Origin of the sequence: Vibrio sp. Vb2960 (assembly GCF_033337665.1) — a bacterium.
GTDB lineage: Bacteria > Pseudomonadota > Gammaproteobacteria > Enterobacterales > Vibrionaceae > Vibrio > Vibrio alginolyticus.
Genome location: NZ_JAWORD010000016.1, coordinates 99,948 through 122,019, shown reverse-complemented (window position 1 = coordinate 122,019; position 22,072 = coordinate 99,948). Strand labels below are relative to the sequence as shown.

General features: G+C 45.1%; 22 protein-coding genes. 11 read left to right on the top strand and 11 right to left on the bottom strand.

The window, feature by feature from the left end; all coding sequences use genetic code 11:
- Positions 1 to 79: 79 nt before the first annotated feature.
- Together bamC and dapA are read right to left on the bottom strand one after the other, a co-directional pair.
- Positions 80 to 1,099 carry an outer membrane protein assembly factor BamC gene (gene bamC, locus R7O03_RS15310; RefSeq protein ID WP_005380424.1) on the bottom strand — a complete coding sequence of 340 codons (1,020 nt, stop codon included), beginning with the start codon at positions 1,097 to 1,099 and terminating at the stop codon, positions 80 to 82.
- Between the two features lie 80 nt (positions 1,100 to 1,179).
- Positions 1,180 to 2,058: a 4-hydroxy-tetrahydrodipicolinate synthase gene (gene dapA, locus R7O03_RS15305; RefSeq protein WP_005380422.1), complete on the bottom strand. Its 879-nt coding sequence runs from the start codon at positions 2,056 to 2,058 to the stop codon at positions 1,180 to 1,182.
- 476 nt (positions 2,059 to 2,534) lie between these two features.
- On the opposite strand from dapA, the gene R7O03_RS15300 reads away from it, so the two are divergent.
- Positions 2,535 to 3,077 (top strand): glycine cleavage system protein R, encoded by a 543-nt coding sequence (locus R7O03_RS15300; RefSeq protein WP_005380420.1) that lies wholly within the window; start codon positions 2,535 to 2,537, stop codon positions 3,075 to 3,077.
- 16 nt (positions 3,078 to 3,093) lie between these two features.
- On the top strand, positions 3,094 to 3,564 hold the full coding sequence (gene bcp, locus R7O03_RS15295) for a thioredoxin-dependent thiol peroxidase (protein WP_005380418.1): 471 nt from the start codon (positions 3,094 to 3,096) through the stop codon (positions 3,562 to 3,564).
- A gap of 77 nt (positions 3,565 to 3,641) precedes the next feature.
- On the opposite strand, the gene R7O03_RS15290 is transcribed toward bcp, so the two are convergent.
- Positions 3,642 to 4,715 (bottom strand): AI-2E family transporter, encoded by a 1,074-nt coding sequence (locus R7O03_RS15290; RefSeq protein ID WP_213876264.1) that lies wholly within the window; start codon positions 4,713 to 4,715, stop codon positions 3,642 to 3,644.
- Position 4,716: 1 nt separating this feature from the next.
- Complete coding sequence (locus R7O03_RS15285) at positions 4,717 to 4,953, bottom strand: sulfurtransferase TusA family protein (RefSeq protein WP_005380414.1); 237 nt, start codon at positions 4,951 to 4,953, stop codon at positions 4,717 to 4,719.
- Between the two features lie 257 nt (positions 4,954 to 5,210).
- Here R7O03_RS15285 and R7O03_RS15280 point away from each other — a divergent pair, with 257 nt between their 5' ends.
- Genes R7O03_RS15280 through R7O03_RS15265 form a run of 4 tightly spaced genes read left to right on the top strand, consistent with a single transcriptional unit; the run spans position 5,211 to position 8,062 of the window.
- Positions 5,211 to 6,662, top strand: coding sequence for a tetratricopeptide repeat protein (locus R7O03_RS15280; RefSeq protein ID WP_005394337.1), 1,452 nt, complete (start codon positions 5,211 to 5,213; stop codon positions 6,660 to 6,662).
- 16 nt (positions 6,663 to 6,678) lie between these two features.
- Positions 6,679 to 7,029 carry an arsenate reductase (glutaredoxin) gene (gene arsC / locus R7O03_RS15275; protein ID WP_318131820.1) on the top strand — a complete coding sequence of 117 codons (351 nt, stop codon included), beginning with the start codon at positions 6,679 to 6,681 and terminating at the stop codon, positions 7,027 to 7,029.
- Positions 7,030 to 7,599, top strand: coding sequence for an NAD(P)H:quinone oxidoreductase (wrbA, locus tag R7O03_RS15270; RefSeq protein ID WP_012841512.1), 570 nt, complete (start codon positions 7,030 to 7,032; stop codon positions 7,597 to 7,599).
- Positions 7,600 to 7,621: 22 nt separating this feature from the next.
- Entirely contained in the window at positions 7,622 to 8,062 is a 441-nt protein-coding gene (locus R7O03_RS15265; protein ID WP_005380407.1) for a DUF2069 domain-containing protein, read from the top strand.
- 140 nt (positions 8,063 to 8,202) lie between these two features.
- On the opposite strand, the gene R7O03_RS15260 is transcribed toward R7O03_RS15265, so the two are convergent.
- On the bottom strand, positions 8,203 to 9,411 hold the full coding sequence (locus R7O03_RS15260; RefSeq protein ID WP_151515044.1) for a DUF2066 domain-containing protein: 1,209 nt from the start codon (positions 9,409 to 9,411) through the stop codon (positions 8,203 to 8,205).
- 365 nt (positions 9,412 to 9,776) lie between these two features.
- Between R7O03_RS15260 and R7O03_RS15255 the strand changes: the two genes are divergently transcribed.
- The gene (locus R7O03_RS15255; protein ID WP_005389855.1) at positions 9,777 to 11,030 is read left to right on the top strand and encodes a uracil-xanthine permease family protein; all 1,254 of its coding nucleotides are present in this window, start codon (positions 9,777 to 9,779) and stop codon (positions 11,028 to 11,030) included.
- Between the two features lie 116 nt (positions 11,031 to 11,146).
- Here R7O03_RS15255 and upp read toward each other — a convergent pair whose 3' ends face one another.
- On the bottom strand, positions 11,147 to 11,773 hold the full coding sequence (gene upp, locus R7O03_RS15250; protein WP_005380401.1) for a uracil phosphoribosyltransferase: 627 nt from the start codon (positions 11,771 to 11,773) through the stop codon (positions 11,147 to 11,149).
- A 179-nt stretch (positions 11,774 to 11,952) separates the two neighbouring features.
- Between upp and purM the strand changes: the two genes are divergently transcribed.
- Positions 11,953 to 12,993 (top strand): phosphoribosylformylglycinamidine cyclo-ligase, encoded by a 1,041-nt coding sequence (gene purM, locus R7O03_RS15245; RefSeq protein WP_005389861.1) that lies wholly within the window; start codon positions 11,953 to 11,955, stop codon positions 12,991 to 12,993.
- A 151-nt stretch (positions 12,994 to 13,144) separates the two neighbouring features.
- On the top strand, positions 13,145 to 13,801 hold the full coding sequence (gene purN, locus R7O03_RS15240) for a phosphoribosylglycinamide formyltransferase (protein ID WP_005394347.1): 657 nt from the start codon (positions 13,145 to 13,147) through the stop codon (positions 13,799 to 13,801).
- 389 nt (positions 13,802 to 14,190) lie between these two features.
- Here purN and R7O03_RS15235 read toward each other — a convergent pair whose 3' ends face one another.
- Together R7O03_RS15235 and lpcA are read right to left on the bottom strand one after the other, a co-directional pair.
- The gene (locus R7O03_RS15235) at positions 14,191 to 15,036 is read right to left on the bottom strand and encodes a class II glutamine amidotransferase (protein WP_005380394.1); all 846 of its coding nucleotides are present in this window, start codon (positions 15,034 to 15,036) and stop codon (positions 14,191 to 14,193) included.
- A 50-nt stretch (positions 15,037 to 15,086) separates the two neighbouring features.
- Positions 15,087 to 15,662 (bottom strand): D-sedoheptulose 7-phosphate isomerase, encoded by a 576-nt coding sequence (gene lpcA / locus R7O03_RS15230; RefSeq protein WP_005380392.1) that lies wholly within the window; start codon positions 15,660 to 15,662, stop codon positions 15,087 to 15,089.
- A gap of 376 nt (positions 15,663 to 16,038) precedes the next feature.
- On the opposite strand from lpcA, the gene fadE reads away from it, so the two are divergent.
- Both fadE and R7O03_RS15220 read left to right on the top strand, forming a co-directional pair.
- Positions 16,039 to 18,483 (top strand): acyl-CoA dehydrogenase FadE, encoded by a 2,445-nt coding sequence (gene fadE / locus R7O03_RS15225; protein ID WP_005385392.1) that lies wholly within the window; start codon positions 16,039 to 16,041, stop codon positions 18,481 to 18,483.
- A gap of 204 nt (positions 18,484 to 18,687) precedes the next feature.
- Positions 18,688 to 20,463, top strand: a complete 1,776-nt coding sequence (locus R7O03_RS15220; RefSeq protein WP_017820741.1) for a SulP family inorganic anion transporter — start codon at positions 18,688 to 18,690, stop codon at positions 20,461 to 20,463.
- Positions 20,464 to 20,536: 73 nt separating this feature from the next.
- Here the strand turns inward: R7O03_RS15220 and R7O03_RS15215 are convergent, their stop codons facing one another.
- The 3 genes from R7O03_RS15215 to R7O03_RS15205 all read right to left on the bottom strand — a co-directional run bounded on the left by R7O03_RS15215 (position 20,537) and on the right by R7O03_RS15205 (position 22,033).
- The gene (locus tag R7O03_RS15215) at positions 20,537 to 20,947 is read right to left on the bottom strand and encodes a GNAT family N-acetyltransferase (protein ID WP_017633770.1); all 411 of its coding nucleotides are present in this window, start codon (positions 20,945 to 20,947) and stop codon (positions 20,537 to 20,539) included.
- A gap of 84 nt (positions 20,948 to 21,031) precedes the next feature.
- Positions 21,032 to 21,424 (bottom strand): DUF1353 domain-containing protein, encoded by a 393-nt coding sequence (locus R7O03_RS15210; RefSeq protein WP_017633769.1) that lies wholly within the window; start codon positions 21,422 to 21,424, stop codon positions 21,032 to 21,034.
- A 51-nt stretch (positions 21,425 to 21,475) separates the two neighbouring features.
- Positions 21,476 to 22,033 (bottom strand): hypothetical protein, encoded by a 558-nt coding sequence (locus R7O03_RS15205; RefSeq protein WP_258623495.1) that lies wholly within the window; start codon positions 22,031 to 22,033, stop codon positions 21,476 to 21,478.
- Between the last annotated feature and the right edge of the window lie 39 nt (positions 22,034 to 22,072).

Below are 22,072 nucleotides of genomic sequence, written 5' to 3'. Positions count from 1 at the left end.
TTAATCTAAACATCCAAAAAGGGACCACTAGGTCCCTTTTCTATCATTAAGTAAACACGCCGCGTTAAGCTCGCTTTGTTTACTGCTTCACTGTTGCAGCCAATACAGGCGCTAGTGACTTCAAGAACTCTTCTTCTACTGGCTTGCCAGATGAGTCGGTGATATTGATAGACGTACGGTTGCCTAAATCACCAAGTAAGAATGTGTACTTACCAGCGGCTAACTCCACTGGTTTAACGCCGATATCGTTCCAGAATTCATCATCCGGAGATGCATATTTCGCAGTGATTGTGCCCTGAGACTGGCTACGCTCTTCAATCTTAAAGCCCATCTTAGGTAGAATATTAGGCAGACGTTGCCAAAGCATGTTGTATTGCGCACGCGCGATAATCACTGGAAGTCCGCTGCGGTCTTTACCCATTGTGATTGGGATCTGTTTAACCAACTCTTGCGCTTTACGCTGTGCTTCTTCACGCACTTCTTGATCGTAGCGAGCGGTGACCAAGTTCGTCATGAACACATTGTAGCGCTCACGGTTGGTCGCCGTTACTTCTTTCACTTGATTGCCTTCACGCCAGTCAATAAGGCTCACCTTAAAGCCGTGTCGACCATTTGCTTCAGCGCGTACGATTTCATATCGGCTGCCAATTTCTAGCTCTTCATCTGGCGAATCCCAAGTCACCCATCCTGTCTCGATGCGAGAGTCTGTTTGGCTTTCAACTGGAATCTCGTTAGCCGCGACCATGTTTTGCACCGTTTGCCAAACTTTATCTAGTTCATCTTTACGAAGTAGCCAAAGTGTCACTTCACCATCACTACTGCGGTCCAAACGTGCACCGGGAATAAGCTCTAGGACTTGTTGAGGTGGACGAATGTCGACATCTTTACCGACACCACCAGCGTAGTTACCCTGAGGGATCTCGTAGTTAGGGTAAAACTGAGGCTGTGCACCCTGTGGGACATTCCACTCACCCAAATTTGGGGAGTTCAAATACTCGAAGTCATCTTTTGCTTGACGACGTTGATTGGCACCACCTGAACAGGCAGTCAATACGAATACAGCTAATGAACTTAACACTAACTGGCTTGAAAGCTTCATCTATACTCCTAAAACACCGAGGGCGCTTTGGCCCCCAGTATGAACTTCAATCCTAGTAACTCAATCTTAATAGCTCAATCTTAATAAATATGGGCGTCTGTTAGCGCCTGCTCGACGATCGGCTGCGATTTTTCAGAAAGCGTAGTTAAAGGAAGACGCAAACCACCTTCTTCAATCAAACCAAGCTTTTGCGCTGCCCATTTTACTGGGATAGGGCTTGCTTCGATGAAAAGGTTTTTGTGTAGAGTCATCAAGCGTTGGTTAATCGCTTCTGCTTCTTCGTACTTACCTTCACTTGCCAAATGGAACATGTCTGCCATGTCTTTAGCTGCAATATTGTTCGTTACTGAGATAACACCATTGCCGCCAAGTTTCACAAAATCCAGCCCTGTCGCATCATCGCCACTTAGTAAGATAAAATCTTCGCCACAAAGTTCACGATGAATTGCAATTCGTTCCAAATCGCCCGTTGCATCTTTTAGAGCCACGATATTATCAAGCTTTGACAAGCGTGCCACTGTTTCTGGCTGCATATCAACAGCAGTACGGCCTGGTACGTTGTACAAAATTAGAGGCACATCACTCGCTTCGGCAATTGCCTTGTAATGTAAAAACAAACCCTCTTGAGTTGGTTTGTTGTAATACGGTGTCACACTCAGGAAGCCAGCAATACCAGAATCAGCCAGTAATTTGCTAAATGTTACTGCCTCATGGGTAGCATTTGCACCCGTGCCAGCAATCACAGGGATGCGACCGTCGGCAAACTCAACAGTTTTATTAACGACCTTTACATGCTCTTCAATGGTCAGTGTCGCTGACTCACCTGTTGTGCCTACTGCCACAATACCGTCTGTACCCGCTTCAACGTGGTACTCTACTAGCTTTTGCAGACCGTCAAAGTCTACTTCGCCATCTGCTTTGAATGGCGTAATCAGCGCTACGATACTTCCTGAAAACATGTTTATCTCCCTCATTTAACTCTTTCTGCATGGTACTGTAATGCGATTGAAAAACACAAGAGCGTAAACTCGCTTACAAAGTACAAATGAATGAATAATTACCAGTTGTTAGAGGTCTAGCAACTTAATTGCTCTATTTGGTTTGATTAACGGCAATATTGATAATCGTGTTGGGCTTTCGAGTGACTTTAGAATCTATCAGTGATTTGGAAAATACTGAAGAGCACAAGCAAGGAAAATATACTCTTTGGTCTTGTTAGCCAAGTCAGATCTAAGTGAATAAAACGGCCAGACAATAGGCAAGCACATCATGCAAACGTTTTGTTTATCCTATAGCCTGCATTTACTGTTTATTTCCCACCACTCCCCTCAAGCTCCGACTGCTTTTTTATGGACTAAAAAAGAACTGGCTCGATATTTCTTCGCAATATCTGTGCTAACATCTCTCTATTGAAGAAAGGACAAGAAGCTCATTTATGAAGCAACATCTGGTACTTACAGCAGTTGGAACGGACCGTCCAGGCATTTGTAACCAAGTCGTACAGCTCGTTACTCAAGCTGGTTGTAACATAGTCGATAGCCGTATCGCTATCTTTGGCAGCGAATTTACGCTGATCATGCTCCTGACTGGGAACGCCAGCAGCGTGACTCGAGTTGAAACACAATTGCCCCTGCTTGGCCAAGAACATGACCTTATTACGATCATGAAACGCACAGCGGCGCACGAACTGCTCGATAACAGCTACACCATGGAAGTGTTTATTGAGTCTGAAGACCGCCCTGGGTTAACTGAAAAATTTACTAAGTTCTTCGCTGATCAGCAGATTGGTTTAGACTCTCTTAGCGCGCAAACCATCAGCAAGTCGAAAATTCAACTCGATTCTGACCAGTTTCACATTGCGATTACTGCATCTGTAAGCGCGGATTTTAATTTGATGCAGTTACAAGAAGACTTCGATGAACTTTGTAAGTCGCTCAACGTACAAGGTTCTCTGAATTTCATTAAAAACACACTATAAAGTAAAGGAAATCAAAATGAATACGCTGACAGCAGGCTCGCCAGCGCCAGCCTTCTCTTTGCTCGACCAAGACGGAAATACCGTTTCTCTTGAGGACTTTAAAGGCAAGAAAGTACTTTTCTACTTTTACCCTAAGGCGATGACGCCGGGTTGTACTACACAAGCAAAAGGCCTTCGTGACATCAAAGCTGAACTCGATGCACATAACGTGGTGGTACTCGGCGTAAGCATCGACCCTGTAAAGCGCCTAGGCAAGTTCATCGAGCGCGATGATTTAAACTTCACTCTGCTTTCTGATGAAGATCATGCCGTTGCAGACCAGTTCGGCGTTTGGGGCGAAAAGAAATTCATGGGCAAAGTATACGACGGTCTTCACCGCATTAGCTTTCTGATCAATGAAGAAGGCGTGATCGAACATGTGTTTAACAAGTTCAAAACCAAAGATCACCACGAAGTCGTATTAAACTACTTAAACGAAAACGCTTAAACGCTATTGTTTTTCTACAAACAAAAAGCCCAGCAAACTGCTGGGCTTTCTTTTAACCATCGTACCTTTGGTAACAACTACTCTTGTTCGACAGTTTCGTTTTCTTCCGTGCTTGGTAATGCATGCCATACGGCTTTGACTAATGTCGCTAAAGGAATGGCGAAGAACACCCCCCAAAAGCCCCAGAGCCCACCAAAGACTAATACAGCCACAATGATAGCAACTGGGTGTAAGTTTACTGCCTCGGAAAACAGAACAGGAACCAAGACGTTACCATCAAGCGCCTGGATAATACCGTAAGCAAGCAACAACCAATAAAACGGAGGCGTTAAACCCCATTGGAACAAACCAACGATAGCAACAGGTACAGTAACAGCCGCCGCACCGATATAAGGAATCAAAACCGACAGACCAACGGCTACGGCAAGCAACGCCGAGTAACGAAGATCTAAAAGGGCAAAAGTCACGTAGCTCACACCGCCCACGATTAAAATCTCTAACACTTTACCGCGAATGTAATTTGATATCTGCTCGTTCATTTCATGCCAAACTTTATTCGCCAATTTACGGTTTTTCGGCAGAATACCGCTTGCGATTCGCAGCATTTCTTCTTTGTCTTTAAGCAAAAAGAAGATCAGAAGTGGCACTAAGATCAAATATACCGCTAGCGTTGCAATGCTAACTAATGAAGCAAGCGACCCTTTGACGACACTTTCACCCAGCCCCAATGCTTGGTTTTTGGCGTTCGTCACCACGGTTTCTACTATTTCTAAATTGGCTAGTTCAGGGTGGCGCTCTGGCAATGTGACAATAAACTTTTGTAGCCCGTTGTACATGTTCGGAATATCGTTAATTAGATTACCGACCTGAGTCCAAATCGTCGGAACCAAGCCAAACAACGCAATTAACATTAACCCGACAAAGACCAAGATCACGATAATAACCGACAAAGTGCGCGGCACGCCCATACGACACATTTTGACAACTGGCCATTCAAGTAGATAAGCCAAAACGATCGCGACAAGTAATGGCGCAATCAAGTGTCCAAAGAAGTAAATGGTGATAAAGCCAAACAGCAAGATCGCGACGAGACTTACTGCGTGAGGGTCAGAGAAACGTCGTTTATACCAACGACTAACCATTTCAAACATCTTATGCGGATTCCTTATTGAAGACAGTCAATGTGTAGTGCTCTGATGTAGATTGGCAATCAACCGAGTACCCTTGGGCACTAAGATAGTTCACAATGTCTCGTTTAGAGCTGTTGTCCACCACTTGAATGACAAGTTGATGATACTGCTTTGCTTCTCCTTGAAAGACCTCAGCAGCATGACGCTTTGCAAGTAACAGTGCCATAGGACAACGTTGCTCACGCAAATCAAGTAACATGGATTCCATTGTATTGCTCTGCACTTATGATAGGGTTGTATTGTAACGGCTTTTTGAGCTGGTGCTAGCACTTCTGACATGATTTAACCACATGCTGAAATAGCTCGGATGTAAAATAATTTACGAAACCAATTCATTTATTTCCGGTCTTACTGTTAGCTTATATCCTCACGGATAACCAAAACGTATGTGGCGCTGTTAATAGGCTCTCGACCTGTAACCACATGCTTATGTATTTTGGAGAACCTTTTAAACGTATGTTAAAACGCACTCGCTCGCTAGTTTGCTTATGTCTTGCTGCTGCCATCAGTTCGCCGACAACTTATGCCAATAGCATTGACTTGCCAGACATTGGCACAGCTGCTGGTGGCACGCTTTCAATAGACCAAGAGTTGATTTATGGCGACGCCTATATGCGTATGCTCAGAGCCAGTAAACCTATCGTTAATGACCCTGTCATCAATGAATATATTGACTCTCTTGGGCACAAATTAGTGGCCAATGCGAATGATGTAAAAACGCCGTTCCACTTCTTTATGATTCGCGACCGTAATATCAACGCGTTCGCGTTTTTTGGTGGCTATGTAGCGCTGCATTCTGGGTTGTTTCTTCATGCTCGTTCAGAAAGTGAGCTGGCCTCTGTTGTCGCTCACGAGATAGCGCACGTCACACAACGTCATCTTGCTCGGAGTATGGAAGAACAAGCACGCCGCTCTCCGGCCACATTAGCCGCACTTGCGGGGGCACTACTGCTTTCAATTGCCTCACCCGAAGCGGGGATGGCTGCAATTACAGCAGCAACCGCGGGCAACATGCAAAGTCAAATCAACTACACTCGTGCAAACGAAAAAGAAGCGGATCGCTTTGGTATTTCGACACTAGCAAAAGCCGGTTTTGATGTTCAAGCAATGCCAAGGTTTTTTGGCCGTCTTGCTGATGAGTATCGTTATGCGAGTAAACCGCCACCAATGCTCCTGACTCACCCTCTGCCTGAAGATCGAATTACCGATAGCCGTGCGCGAGCAAGAACCTATCCTCCAATGCGTGTTGTGCCTTCAATAGACTATCATCTAGCTCGCGCACGCATTGTGGCTCGTTACGCTGGCATTGATGGACAAGCCGCCCTGAGCTGGTTTGAGAGAACCCAAAAGAAAGCCTCTGCGGACATTACACCTGCTTTTGATTATGGTCGAGCACTCGTGCATTTAGACAATAAACGCTTATCTCAAGCGGAACCAATTTTGAAAAAGTTACTGGAACAAGACCCAAGTAACCCGTTTTACTTGGACGCTATGACGGATTTATATATCGAGAAGAAGCAGCCAGAAAAAGCGACCGAGATGCTCCGCAAAGCGTTATCTCGTAACCCTCAAAATAAAGTATTGACCATTAACTACGCCAATGCGCTACTTGAGGACAATAAAAACGATCAAGCCACGCGAGTTCTTCAAAGATACACTCATGACTATCCTGAAGATACAAATGGCTGGCACCTAATATCGAAGAGCTACCACGCGCTGGGGCGTAGCGATGAAGAGTTGGCTGCTCGAGCAGAAATTTTGGCATTGCGAGCAAATTGGAATAAAGCGATTCAATATTATAGTGAAGCAAGTAAAATGGCCAAGTTGGGCAGCTTAGAGCAAGCGCGATACGATGCCCGTATCGACCAACTCATGATCCAAAGAGATCGATTCATGGCATTACAATAACGAAATGGAGAAAACCATGTCAGTCGTGATTTATCACAACCCTCGTTGCTCAAAGAGCCGTCAAACACTTGAACTGCTTGAGCAAAATGGTGTTACACCGGAAGTCGTCAAATACCTAGACACACCACTTAACGTGGATGAACTAAAAGCGCTGTACGCCCAGCTTGGCTTTTCATCTGTACGTGAAATGATGCGCATTAAAGAAAGTGAATATAAAGAGCTTGGCTTAGGCGAAGACGCCGTCAGCGATGAGCAATTATTCGAAGCAATGGCGAAAAATCCAAAGTTGTTTGAGCGTCCGGTAGTCGTTGCTAACGGCAAAGCAAAAATTGGCCGCCCACCAGAGCAAGTGTTGGATATTTTATAAATGGATTGCCAGATCCTTATTTTGTATTTCAGCCGTCATGGCTCGACAAAACAACTGGCAAGACAAATAGCAAGAGGAGTCGAATCGACTCCTCAATGCCAAGCAATTTTGCGTACAGTTGAAGAATTGTCACCTCACTCACACTCCCCTTCTGATCCAATTGTTACTCTAGAGGAACTGAAAACGTGCGACGGTCTAGCGTTTGGCAGTCCCGTCTGGTTTGGCAACATGGCTGCGCCTTTAAAGCACTTCTGGGATCAGACTACATCTTTATGGGTCAGTGGTGACTTAATCGATAAGCCTGCTTGTGTCTTTACCTCTTCGTCCTCAATGCATGGTGGTCAAGAAACAACGTTACAAAGCATGATGACCCCTTTATTGCATCACGGGATGATGGTTTTGGGCATTCCTTATGCCGAGCCAGAGTTACACACTACGCAGTCCGGAGGCACTCCGTATGGCGCCAGCAGTGTAGGCCATGAGGCAACCCTAAGCAGTGAAGAGATTCGCCTGGCACAACAATTAGGCAAAAGGCTGGCAACTGCAGCGTTAAAACTAAAAGTCTGTTAGTAAAATCAAGGATAGTTAATCGATGTCTGACTCTTTAGACCAAACACCACTCGGTACACAGGCTAAAACCTATCGTTACCTGGCTTTATTTGGCAACTTAGCCTTATTAGCCTGGGTCGCTATTTGGCAGCTTGCGTTATCCCCTCATCCCCACCTCAGCAGCACAACACTTGCTATTGCTTGGTGTATTCCGCTACTACTTCCGTTGCCTGGTATTTTAGCTGGTAAGCCTTACACTCATGCTTGGGCTAACTTTGTTCTTATGCTGTATTTCTTGCATGCGCTGACCATCCTTTATGTGGATGGGGGTGAACGCTGGCTTGCGGCAGTGGAACTGATACTGACTTCACTCGGTTTCGCTGGCAATATTTTGTTTGCTAGAGCGAGAGGCAAAGAGCTAGGCCTTAAGTTGAAACGCCTCTCTCAAGTAGAAAAAGAAGAAAAAGCGAAATTCAACAAATAACGCCAATTGCAGTCAACCACTGATCATTGGTTCGAATACGAATTTAGAAAACAAAAAGAGTCGCTATTGCGACTCTTTTTTATGCTTACCACATTGGTGTTTGATCCTTGCGTTTCACGCCTGGAACGCTACCAAGGCGATTACGATGCCGAGCGCCACTCGTAGATCAAGTCATACTGTTCTCGGACAGGCTCCACAATCATCGGCTGAGTTGGTTGTGTTTCGTCACTTGCTTCTGCCACAATATCTACTGGTACTTCAGGCTGCGCTTCTTTTGGCGTCGCGGCGTCTTTTGCTTCATTACTCTGAACCAATGGCTCTTCTTCTTGAGTTGAAGCTGGGGCATCAACTTCACCTAAAGGATCTTCAAAAACCATTAATTGAGAAATAGAAGAAGCTTCTTTCTCAAAAGCTTGTTGTGATGCCAAAAGGTGGATGTTGAGCGTTAACTCGTCCCCTTGAACACGCTTAATCTCTGTACCCGCAACCGAATTAAGTTGTTTTAACGCATTCTCTAAACGGAAGAAGTCCGTGGCAGAGGTTACATTAAGGACTTTCACTGCTAGCGCTTTTGAAGACTTTCCTGAAACCACAACTGCACTCTTACTTGCATAGTAGTCTGCGATGCCATCCACCATTTCTGCAATAGCATTAGCACCTGATGCAGACCCGCTACGCGGAGAACGTTGCGCTTCTACAATTCTCGTTGGCGACTGGTCGTAGAGTGTCCAACGAATTTGTTCACCTTGAGCTCGTACAACCAAAACGGCGTCAGCTGGGTAGCGCTGGCTGGCTTGACCAATTGGCTCAATAAAGCCGCCCCAAAGATCAGAGACATTAACACCGGTTACATCATCAAAATCCCCAACCGGGATAGTGATTGGTAGGCCTCTTAATTTCGCGGCGCTACGAAGTGCTGCAACATTTGAAGATTCAGAATGTTCCCACGCAATGTTACGATCGTAACCCTGTTCTTCCACCATCCAAACTAAAATATTGGCACGATTTGGCGACCAAGATGGCAATTGTGCTTGTGTTAAAAGAGAGCTGATTTGGTCGTTGTTAAACAACATTTTTAAGCTCGCTTTTCCATCAACCTGCCCATAGCTCAGTTGAGAAATGTAACGCGCACTTGAGCTAAGTGCCTTTTTAATCACTGGATTGCTTAAAGAGGATTGAGAACCGGTCGCTCGAACAATCACATCCTGCATACCTTGTTGACGAGCCAAAGACTCACCGTCGTTCTGCTCACTGTCGATAACCACTTCGGCACGATAGATATCCACCTGAGTTAATGCATATACTGGTAGGGACAACCAACCTATCAGTAAGAGAGCTAAATAGCGCATAGTTTTTATAATCCTCTGAACAAGAACCCGAATAATAAGCAACTATCAAATCTTGAGCAAGGCAAGTACTGAGTAAATTGTCTGTATTATGACCAGCTTTGTTAACTCGGGCCTCAACCAGCACTTCAGTGCTATTTTTTATAATAAACTCATTGCTTATTAAGCTATCTCAACAAGTTAGGCTGTCCATTTTTCATCTTCACGCAAGACACGTAAAAGAGGACAATTTGCAAGCAAGCAACTCTCAAAAGTGCTATTTATGGGAAAAATTCAATCGAAAGTTTGATCTATGCAACATTGCAAACGATTGCAGGATGATAGTATTCGCCGGATTTGTCTGCGTATCTTGAAAATAGGGAATTATTATGAAAAACGCGTTACAAGGCGCTCAAATGCTCTTTGTCGCTTTTGGTGCTTTGGTGCTTGTGCCGCTCCTAACTGGCCTTGATCCAAACGTAGCCCTCTTTGGTGCCGGTGTCGGTACTCTCCTCTTCCAATTAATGACTAAACGTTCTGTTCCCATCTTCCTTGCCTCTTCTTTTGCGTTTATTGCTCCTATTATGTTCGGTATCCAAACTTGGGGTATCGGTGCAACGATGGGCGGCTTGATGGCAGCGGGCTTAGTTTATGTGGCTCTAGGGGCGATGATCAAAGTGCGCGGTGTTGGATTTATCCATAAAATTCTCCCGCCTGTTGTCGTTGGCCCTGTGATCATGGTTATCGGCCTTGGCCTTGCCCCAACGGCAGTGAACATGGCGGTAGGTAAAACTGGTGATGGAGCTGCACAGCTAGTTAATGGTGATGCTGCGATCATTATCTCGGCGGTCTCACTGCTCACAACCATTGTACTCAGCGTTTTTGCAAAAGGCTTTTTGAAGCTCGTTCCTATTGTTGGTGGTATTCTTGCTGGTTACTCTGTTTCTCTATTCTACGGTGTGGTTGATTTCACTCCCGTAGAACAAGCGGCTTGGCTAGCCATGCCAAACTTCACCGCGCCAGAGTTCAATATCAACGCAATTTTGTTCATGATTCCTGTCGCTATCGCACCTGCGGTTGAGCACGTAGGTGACATGCTTGCTATCTCAAACGTTACAGGTAAAAACTACCTGAAAAAACCAGGCCTTCACCGCACAATCGCAGGTGACGGGGTGGCAACTATCGCAGCTTCGATGGTGGGTGCTCCACCAAACACCACTTACAGTGAAGTAACAGGAGCGGTAATGCTAACCAAAGCATTTAACCCTGTGATCATGACTTGGGCAGCAATCACCGCAATCGTACTTGCATTGGTAGGTAAGCTAGGTGCGGTTCTTCAAACGATTCCAGTTCCTGTTATGGGCGGCATCATGATTCTGCTGTTCGGCTCCATCGCAACGGTAGGCCTCAACACACTGATCAAGAATAACGTTGATTTACATAAGTCTCGTAACCTAGTGATTGTTGCCGTAACCCTTGTGTTTGGCATTGGTGGTATGGCTTTCGGTATTGGTGAGTTCAGTCTACAAGGTGTGAGCCTATGCGGTATCGTGGCAATTATTCTTAACCTTGTGCTACCAAACGATTTAGGTGAAAACCACGTTGTGGATAACGCACAAATGGAAGAAGAAAGCGCGAAATAGTTCGTTTGCGCCGCTTTATTAGGTGGCGTGTCTTACTCTTCTCCTCTTGTAGATACAAAAAAGGCTTGGTTTTCACCAGGCCTTTTTCTGTTCAGTCATAGTAATACATCAAAGAATTACTTAGTACCGAAGATCTTATCACCTGCATCGCCTAGACCCGGAACGATGTAGCCTTTGTCATTAAGCTTCTCATCGATTGCCGCAGTGTATAGCTCAACATCTGGGTGTGCTTTTTCTAGCGCTTCAATACCTTCTGGTGCAGCAACAAGTACCAACACTTTGATTTGGTTACAACCTTTCTCTTTTAGGAGATCGATCGTAGCAATCATAGAACCACCTGTTGCAAGCATTGGGTCAACAACAAGCGCAATACGCTCCTCGATGTTTGAAGCAAGCTTGTTGAAGTAAGGAACTGGCTCAAGCGTTTCTTCATCACGGTAAATACCCACAACACTGATACGTGCGCTTGGCATGTGCTCAAGAACTCCATCCATCATGCCTAGACCTGCACGTAGGATTGGCACTACGGTTACTTTTTTACCTTTAATCTGGTCTACTTCTACCGGACCGTTCCAACCATCAATGGTCACTTTTTCTGTTTCAAAGTCTGACGTTGCTTCGTAAGTAAGTAGGCTACCGACCTCAGTCGCTAACTCACGAAAACGTTTTGTGCTGATGTCACCTTCTCTCATTAGACCAATTTTATGTTTTACTAGAGGGTGCTTTACTTCAACAACTTTCATGTCCATCTCCGGCTATAGTTGGCAATATTTAAACAAACCTTCAGATTATACATGATTTTCACAGGGATATCAGGATAAATCACTAAAGAAAAAAACAGACGCAAACGTTTGCTATCTATGTTTAAGCACTGTTAGAATAGCGCCGTTTTCATATCCAACTTAATACCGAGGACTTCCCTGTGAGTGGTAACAACTCTTCTCTTAGCTATAAAGACGCTGGTGTAGATATTGATGCAGGCAACGCGCTTGTGGATCGTATTAAGGGTGCGGTAAAACGTACTCGTCGCCCTGAAGTTATGGGTGGTATCGGTGGTTTTGGCGCGCTATGCGAATTGCCAACTAAATACAAACAACCTGTACTGGTTTCCGGTACTGATGGCGTTGGCACAAAACTTCGCCTAGCACTGGATATGAACAAGCACGACACGATCGGCATCGACCTAGTGGCAATGTGTGTAAATGATCTTATCGTGCAAGGCGCAGAGCCACTGTTTTTCCTAGATTACTATGCAACAGGCAAACTAGACGTTGATACCGCAGCGGATGTTGTTTCAGGTATCGCAGAAGGGTGTGTTCAAGCAGGTTGTGCCCTAATTGGTGGCGAAACTGCGGAGATGCCGGGCATGTATGAAGGCGAAGACTACGACGTAGCTGGTTTCTGTGTTGGCGTAGTAGAAAAAGAAGACGTGATTGACGGCACGAAAGTCGCTGCTGGTGATGCACTTATCGCTGTTGGCTCAAGCGGCCCACACTCAAACGGTTACTCCCTTATCCGTAAGATCCTAGAAGTATCTGGTGCAGATAAGAGCGAAGAGCTAGCAGGCCGCACTATTGGTGAGCACCTACTAGAACCAACAAAAATTTACATCAAGTCAGCACTTAAGATGATTGAGAAACACGACATCCATGCGATTTCTCATATCACTGGTGGTGGTTTCTGGGAAAACATCCCACGCGTACTGCCTGAAGGCACGAAAGCAGTTATCGATGGTAACAGTTGGGAATGGCCAGTTATCTTCAAGTGGCTACAAGAGAAAGGCAACGTCGACACACACGAAATGTACCGCACATTCAACTGTGGTGTAGGTCTAATCGTCGCACTACCGAAAGACCAGGCAGATGCAGCAGTTGCTCTTCTTAAAGAAGAAGGCGAAAACGCGTGGGTGATTGGTCAAATCGCACAAGCAGACGCGAACGAAGAGCAAGTTGAAATCCAATAATTTGCAAATCGAGCTCAAAAGATAAGAAGAATGAGGACACTAGATGACTAGGTCCTCATTTTGCTATCTAGAACACTAAAAACCATTCTATTAGTAGGTAGTTTAGAAGCTACATAACTCCAACCTACAATACCAAGGCGCTCTCGACATCATGAAAAACCATACCCTAAAAAACATTGTGGTCCTCATCTCGGGTAACGGAAGTAACCTGCAAGCTATCTTGGAAGCTTGCGAAGACAGCATGCCAAACGCACGAGTGGCAGCCGTGTTCTCTAACAAAGCAGATGCTTTTGGTTTAGAACGTGCAAAAAAGTTTGATGTGGACGGTCACTTTGTCGACCCTAAAGCATTCAGCTCGCGTGAAAGCTTTGATGCAGAGCTAATGAGTCAAATAGATGAATACCAACCAGACGTGATTATTCTTGCTGGTTACATGCGCATTCTGAGCAGCGCATTTGTTTCTCATTACATGGGTAAGATGATCAATATCCACCCTTCTCTTCTACCAAAATATCCTGGGCTACACACACACCAGAGAGCAATTGATGCTGGCGATAAAGAACATGGTACGAGTGTGCACTTTGTAACGGAAGAGCTTGATGGTGGCCCTGTCATACTGCAAGCAAAAGTTCCTGTGTTCGAAGACGATGATGCTAGTGTACTTGCGGCACGTGTTCAGGCGCAGGAGCACCGAATCTACCCTATGGTGGCTAAGTGGCTGGTAGACGAGCGGTTGATCATGAAGGATGGTAAAGCCTATTTAGATGGCGCAGAGCTTGGCGTACATGGGTACGCCTCAGATGAGTAGCCCTGAATAATAAACTCTAAGCACAAAAGAGCAGCCTGAGGGCTGCTCTTGGTTGTTTTAATACTTATAAACTTGATTCAAGAAAACCATGGTGAGACTAGAAACCTAAAACCCAGCATTCTAAAAAATCCCATAACCACTTGAGTAACATAACACTCGGAAAGTAGATTCTACATCTGGTTCGTTCTTCACCGTTCAGACTGACGAGGTGTTTTATGAGAAATTTCTATCAGTTACGTCTTTACAGCAAGCCTTAGCGAGACTAGGACTCTACTACCAGCACTCTAGAAAGTAAGAATGCTCATCCGTATCCGCCCTCGGTTTAAAACGCATAAAAATAAAGCTCGCGATTAAGCGAGCTTTATTTTTATATTCAGAGTAAGAGACCATCACTCTAACGGTTCGGTTGGCGCTTGATTGCCCGGCTTAGCCGCCGCAAACGGCACATTTACCAGTTCAGAGGCATTATTTTTGACTAGTTCACCTAGGTGAAACAAGCCGTATTCGCCAGGTTTCATACGCTGCCAAGCTTCGTTGCCCGTCAAAGGTTGAGTTGCGATCACAGAAACGATGTCATGTGGCGTGGTTTCTTCTTGGAAGTTAATTTCCACATCTTCATCAAGCAAAGCAGCTTTTCCAAACGGTGCGCGTCTTGTGATCCAATACAAATGATTGGTGCAATACGTCATTACATACTCACCATCACTCAGAAGCATGTTAAATACACCCTTCTCTCTTAGCTCATCACAACATTTAGCAACATATAAGAATACCGACTCCATATCCTTTGGCGGCTCAGGATATCGATCTTCCATTTGCTTCAACAACCAGCAAAATGCCAGTTCACTATCTGTTTCACCGACAGGTCGATGTCGACCTGTATGTAAGTCTTGATAGCCAGAGAGCTGACCGTTATGCGCAAACGTCCAATACCTACCCCACAGCTCACGTGTAAAGGGATGAGTATTTTCTAAATTAACACCACCACGATTCGCCTGTCGGATATGACTAACGACCGCACGACTTTTGATGGGATAATTTTGTACCAACTCTGCTATTTTAGACTCACAACTTGGCTTGGGATCTTTGAAGGTTCGAAAGCCCTTCCCTTCGTAGAAGGTGATCCCCCATCCGTCACGGTGTGGGCCGGTTCGACCTCCACGCTGCATGAGCCCAGTAAAACTGAAACAAATATCCGTTGGAACATTAGCGCTCATACCGAGCAATTCACACATGGTTTAAAAAACTCCCTAACAACACAGCTCGAAACGGTGGCCGTAAACGATTATTCCATCTCTTTTTCGATCAACTGAATGATGATATGAATAATCTTAATATGAATTTCCTGAATGCGGTCTGCATAACCAAAGTGTGGCACGCGGATTTCAATATCTGCAAGGCCTGCCATTTTGCCGCCATCTTTACCTGTTAGCGCAATCGTCTTCATGCCTTTCGCTTGTGCTGCTTCAATCGCTTTCAGGATGTTACCTGAGTTACCTGACGTCGACAGACCAAACAGTACGTCACCTTTTCGACCAACCGCTTCTACATAGCGTGAAAACACGAAGTCATAACCAAAGTCATTACTCACACAAGAAAGGTGGCTTGGATCTGAAATAGCAATACCAGCATAGCCAGGACGATTTTCTCGGTAACGGCCTGTTAGCTCTTCGGCAAAGTGCATTGAATCACAGTGAGAACCACCGTTACCACACGACAATACTTTACCATCTTGCTTGAATGAGTCAGCAATCATTTTCGCCGCTGCTTCGATTTGCGCAATGTTATGGTCATCGCTTAAAAATTTGTTGAGCACTTCAGCAGCTTCGTTTAATTCACTTCTAATCAGATCATGGTACATAAGACGTTCTCTTTATTATTTCGGCTTCAGTCAGCTCTTGACTCACTGAGCAAATTGTTCTGATACCAATTTGGTATCGGACATTTCATAAACCTGAACTCGGGTTTGATTACTCTGAGTTTACCCACAAACGAGAATTAGTGTCGATAGTGAACCAACAGATTTAGATTAGTGATGGTAATAAACTTGTCAACTTGCTCATGAAACCATCACTCAAATCTCAACTTTAGAATTTTAACTCTACTTAGATCACTTTTTATCCAATCTTATGTTTTACATTTCCTTAATATTTTGATTACACTTAAACCAACTGGTTAGACCTCTTACCTAACATGCAGACGTACAAAACTTATAAAGTCTGAAAAGGAAAATATATATGGACATCTTGCTCTCAATCATCACGATGGCGATCGTGCTAGGCATTACGCTCTACCACCGCATGTCTCTCGTGAAATCTATTAGCTTACTCACCGCGGCCATGCTGGCTCTTACAGTAGCAGGAACTGTCGGCGTTATTGGTTGGGCTATTTACGTTCTCGCCGCAGCTGTGCTCGCGGTTCCTGGCGTACGTCAGTCTTTAATTAGCCGCAAAGCGTTAGTGCTTTTCAAGAAAGTGCTGCCAGCTATGTCTCAAACCGAAAAAGAAGCGTTAGACGCAGGTACCGTCTGGTGGGAAGCCGAACTGTTTAAAGGCAAACCAGAGTGGCAAAAGCTACACGCGATTCAAGCACCTAAGTTAAGTGCGGAAGAACAAGCCTTTTTAGACGGCCCTGTGAATGAAGTGTGCGCCATGGTGAGTGATTTCCAAGTGACCCATGAACTCGCGGACTTACCGCCAGAAGTTTGGCAATACCTGAAAGATCATAAGTTCTTCGCCATGATCATTAAGAAAAAGTACGGTGGTCTGGAATTCTCAGCATACGCGCAATCTTTGGTGCTACAAAAATTAACGGGTGTTTCTGGCGTTCTATCGTCTACCGTTGGTGTTCCTAACTCTTTAGGCCCTGGTGAGCTACTGCAACACTACGGTACTGAAGATCAAAAAAATCATTACTTACCGCGTTTAGCTGAAGGTAAGGAAATCCCTTGTTTCGCCTTAACGAGCCCAGAAGCGGGCTCTGACGCAGGCTCTATTCCAGATTACGGTGTGGTCTGCAAAGGCGAATGGGAAGGAAAAGAAGTACTGGGTATGCGCCTGACTTGGAACAAGCGCTACATCACCCTAGCGCCAGTCGCAACGGTACTAGGCTTAGCATTTAAACTTCGCGATCCTGAAGGTTTGCTAGGCGACAAAGAAGATCTTGGCATCACTTGTGCGCTTATTCCAACTGATGTCAAAGGTGTTGAGATTGGTAACCGACACTTCCCACTCAATGTACCATTCCAAAATGGTCCAACGCGCGGTAAAGACATCTTTGTTCCTATCGATTTCATTATCGGTGGTGAAAAAATGGCGGGCCAAGGTTGGCGTATGCTGGTTGAGTGTCTGTCGGTTGGACGTGGTATCACGCTACCTTCAAACTCAACAGGTGGCATCAAAACTGCGGCAATGGCAACCGGTGCTTACTCACGTATTCGCCGTCAGTTCAAACAGCCGATCGGCCATATGGAAGGAGTTGAAGAACCATTAGCACGCTTGGGTGGTAATGCTTACGTGATGGATGCAGCAAGCAACTTAACCGTTGCGGGTATTGACTTAGGTGAAAAACCTTCAGTTATCTCAGCTATCGTGAAGTATCACTGTACGCACCGCGGCCAGCAAAGCATCATCGATGCAATGGACATCGTAGGCGGTAAAGGTATCTGTATGGGACCTTCTAACTTCCTAGCTCGTGGTTACCAAGGTGCGCCAATCGCGGTAACGGTTGAGGGTGCTAACATTCTAACACGCTCAATGATCATCTTTGGCCAAGGCGCAATTCGTTGCCATCCGTACGTTCTTGAAGAAATGAACGCGGCGTATTCTGAAGCAAGTAATGCTGTCGAGAAATTTGATAAAGCGCTTGCTGGTCACGTGAGCTTTACAATGAGTAACCTAGTGCGCAGTATCTGGTTTGGTTTGAGCGACGGTCTGGGCTCTTCATCACCAACCAAAGATGCAACCAAGCGTTACTACCAACAATTGAACCGTTACAGTGCAAACCTTGCTCTGCTATCGGATATCTCAATGGCAGTGCTAGGTGGCTCTTTGAAGCGTAAAGAGCGTCTATCAGCACGTCTTGGTGACATTCTAAGCCAGCTATATTTAAGCTCTGCGACGTTGAAACGTTTTGAGCAAGATGGCCGCCCAGTCGAAGATTTACCATTAGTACACTGGGGTCTACAAGACAGTTTGAAACAAGCGGAAGTGGCGGTAGACGAATTCTTAGCAAACTTCCCGAACAAAGTGATTGGTCGTGCACTGCGCGTGTTAATCATGCCATTCGGTCGTGTACGCAAAGCGCCAAGCGATAAACTAGACAGTAAAGTGGCGCGCATTCTACAAACGCCAAGTGCAACGCGCTCACGCATTGGTCGCGGTCAATACCTTGAACCAACCGAGCACAACGCAGCAGGTAAGATTGAGCTTGCGCTGTCAGTCATTCTTCAAGCTGAACCTGTGTTTGACAAAGTATGTAAAGCGCAAGGTAAGCGTCGCCCATTCTTACGTTTGGATATGATTGCTCAGGAAGGGCTAGAGCAAGGCTTTATCACGCAAGAAGAAGCCGATCTACTCAGAGAAGCGGAACAGCATCGTCTAGATACAATCAACGTTGACGATTTTGAGCCCGAACTGCTTGCCGCAAAGCCGCTATACCCTCAGATGGATAGTGTCGCGTAACTCTAGAATCTGAGACCACAAACGGGAGTATCAGCTCCCGTTTTTTATTGCTTCCAGAATCGGATTCATAACACCTCACACTACAAAGCCCCCCCCTGCGCAATAAAATCCTCGCATTCCGCTCTTTCCCCCGATTTTCAGTGATAACTAACTCACAGACGTTCCAACTAAGCGGTGTATACTTTAAGTAATTCACTCACATATATGGTAAATCCGTTGGCTAAAATATTACTCGCACAGTGGTTCCCAGGGCTTGTTCAGCTTAAGCATTATCAAAAAGAATGGTTTGTTAACGACTTTAGAGCCGCCTTTTCTGTTGTCGCGGTTGCACTGCCAGTTGCCATAGCTTATGCACAGTTAACTGGTGTATCCGCAATTGTCGGTCTGTATTCGTGTGTACTGCCAATGTTGGTTTACGCCATGATGGGCACATCTCGGCAACTCATTGTCGGACCCGATGCAGCAACCTGTGCAGTGATCGCTGCTGTTGTGACACCACTTGCCGCAGGTGACCCCACAAAACATTGGCAGTTGGTTATGACCATGACAGCGATGACGGGGATTTGGTGTGTACTGGCAAGTCGTTTCAAGCTAGGGGTGTTTGCAGATTTCCTTTCTCGTCCGATTCTTTTGGGTCTACTCAACGGTGTTGCTCTCACAATTATCGTTGGTCAGTTTGCGAAAGTAGTCGGTTTGAAATACGAGCAACGTTATTTACTGGAACGTTTATGGGAAGCTCCACAACGACTAACCGAGCTTCATTGGCCTACTGTAACTCTGAGTATCGTGACGGTTGTCGTTTATTTGCTCACCAAACGCTACCGACCAACTTGGCCTGCTGCCATGCTGGCGATCCTCGTAACTACTGCGTCAGTTTGGTTTTTCCATTTACAAGAGATGGGCGTATCGGTTGTCGGACTCACTCAAGGTGGCTTCCCTCAGTTTCAAACACCGGAGTTTGAGCTAGGTGAAGTCCGTGAACTAGTGGTCCCGGCGCTCAACCTTGCGATTGTCAGTTTTGTTAGCATGATGCTCACCGCCCGCAGTTTCGCTGCTAAAAACGGTTATGATATTGATGCTAATAAAGAGTTTCAGGCGTTGGGTTTTGCCAACATTGCCTCAGCGTTTTCGCAAGGTTTCGCGATAAGCGGCGCTGACTCACGCACAGCCGTCAATGATGCAAATGGTGGTAAATCTCAATTAGTTTCGATTGTCGCTGCAATCACCATTGCCATTATTGCGGTATTTATTTACGAGCCTTTACAGTTCATCCCTATCGCTTCACTTGGTGTTGTATTGATCATTGCGTCCCTATCGCTGCTCGATCTTAAAGCAATTTGGAAATTAAAATCTCGTGACAAAGATGCATTTTATCTGGCCATCATTACTTTTATTTCTGTGTTGATCGTGGGTGTAATACCGGGGATCACTTTGGCGGTATTGCTAGGGCTGTTTCAATTTTTACGGATTGTCATGCGACCGAGTGATCAGCTACTTGGCTTGGATGAAAAAGGTACCATTCGGACCATCGACGACTCAGGAAAAGCTTCGCCTATTCCTGGAATGGTGATTTACCGCTTTAACTCACCGCTAACTTACTTCAATGCTCCTTACTTTAAACGTAGAGTGTTAGAGCAGGCAGAGCATCACAAAGACGCAAGTTGCGTTGTCATCGACGCCGTATCGAGCTTTACTCACTTGGATCTCAGTGTGATGGCAACACTGGCAGATATTCACAATACTTTGAAAAAGAGAGGCGTACGCTTAATCCTCGCTGGAAGGAAACGACGTCTTCGTCAATGGTGTGAGCTTACTGGTATCAGCACCAGTGAAGGAGGCATCTTACTGCGAGCTGATATGTACCTTGCCATTAAACTTAGTGGCTGTTACATCAGTGCTGTGGGTGAGGGACAAATTCCTACTGTTCAAAAAGAGCCTGATTTAGAGCAGCCACCCAAACCAATTCCAGAAGTGGCTTAAATACAAATTTAATATAGAAAACAGGAAATTAAACTCCTGTTTTCTAGTGCTTATCTTCACAGCTGAATACGTGTTACGCCTTTGGCTTAAACTTTTTTGTCATCCCTTGGCTTTTAGGAGCCACCAGCCTATAACCAAGCTTTTCGTAAAAGACCGGTTCATCAGCAATCATAGAAACGTAAGAGCCTTCAAGTGCAACAGATGAAAGATAACCGTCGATGTATTCCATGACTTTTCTACCTAAACCGTTGCCTTGATAATCAGAATCAACGGCAACGTCGACAATTTCGAAGTTACACGCCCCGTCACCAACAACCCGACCCATTGCAATGAGCTTTCCTTCATCCCGAACAGATACGCCATATAACGAATTGGGTAGACCAATTTCAGCAGCTTTCAACGATTTGGGTGATAGCCCGGCTTTGACACGCATATCACAGTATTCTTTCGGGCTTGGCACATGCTCTTCATATCTTATTGTCATTATGTACTACTCCTTTGTATCACCTTGGAGCTTACATAACTAAACTGTATAAATAAACAGTTAAACGTTGGAAAGATGTTCCCATTAAGCACACAAAGTATCAGGTCTAGAAAAGAAGCCACCGACAACTCTGACGCCATAATAGATATAAGTTGCTCTGAAGCTAGACATTCCTTTTTCTAAACATGTTTCTCTCAACAACGTATCCGCATGCTTTCGAGCACTTTGTGGCAACACCTCTTCCCTCATGAGTTGGTAAAGAGCATCATGCACTAAAGAAGCTTTCATAATGTTTTTTGTGTCTAACGCTGGCCCACTCGCTCCATCCCATGCATAGCCCTTTTTAATCGTTAACACGCCTTGTTTGGACAAACTAAGAAAAGGGCTGTCATACGCGTTACTCACTGAAATGTGAGTCTCAATCTTTTCTTCAGAATGGAGAGTGTATTTATACTTCTGACGCTTTTTGTATTTCATAACCTAACCGCCTAACTAACTTCAGTGGGAGGAACGGAGATGACTCTCAAATTAGAGTTTCTCAGAGAGTTTTTTCAAGTAGGACTTAGCAAGCTCATGGTTATCTCTGCTCAACCACTTAATACAATCAAAGAGTTCCCAGATCAGGCCTTGATCACCACTGGTATAAACTGGGAAATCTTCATGCTTTGGCGCAGGTTCATCAGTAACCATGCCCGCAATCACATCAGCTTTATCAAATAAAGTCTTAAATGGCTTAGAAATTTTGAAGGGGTCACAGAGATCTAAACAATGAATCTCTGCACTGGTTAGGTCATTAAAAATGTATTTTTTGAAACACGCATTTTCGTTGTGCTCTCCCTCAAGGCGATAAAAAATGTCTTTATTAGCTTCAAACTGGGTAAAGCAAGGCTCTGAGGCTTTATGGAAGTTGTTTTGAGTAAATACAACAACATCAGCGTCCGAAATACGGTCACCTTGTCCTGATGACAAGGAGCCAAGCAATACCGCGGCAACAACGTCTTTTTCAGAATAAAAGGCATCATAAGCTGACTCAACCAAGGCCTTTTGTCGTGGTAAATGTTCTAGTCCTAACTCTCCAATTGTCATAACTCACTCCGTCTATACGCACTAAAATCAAGTCGAAAC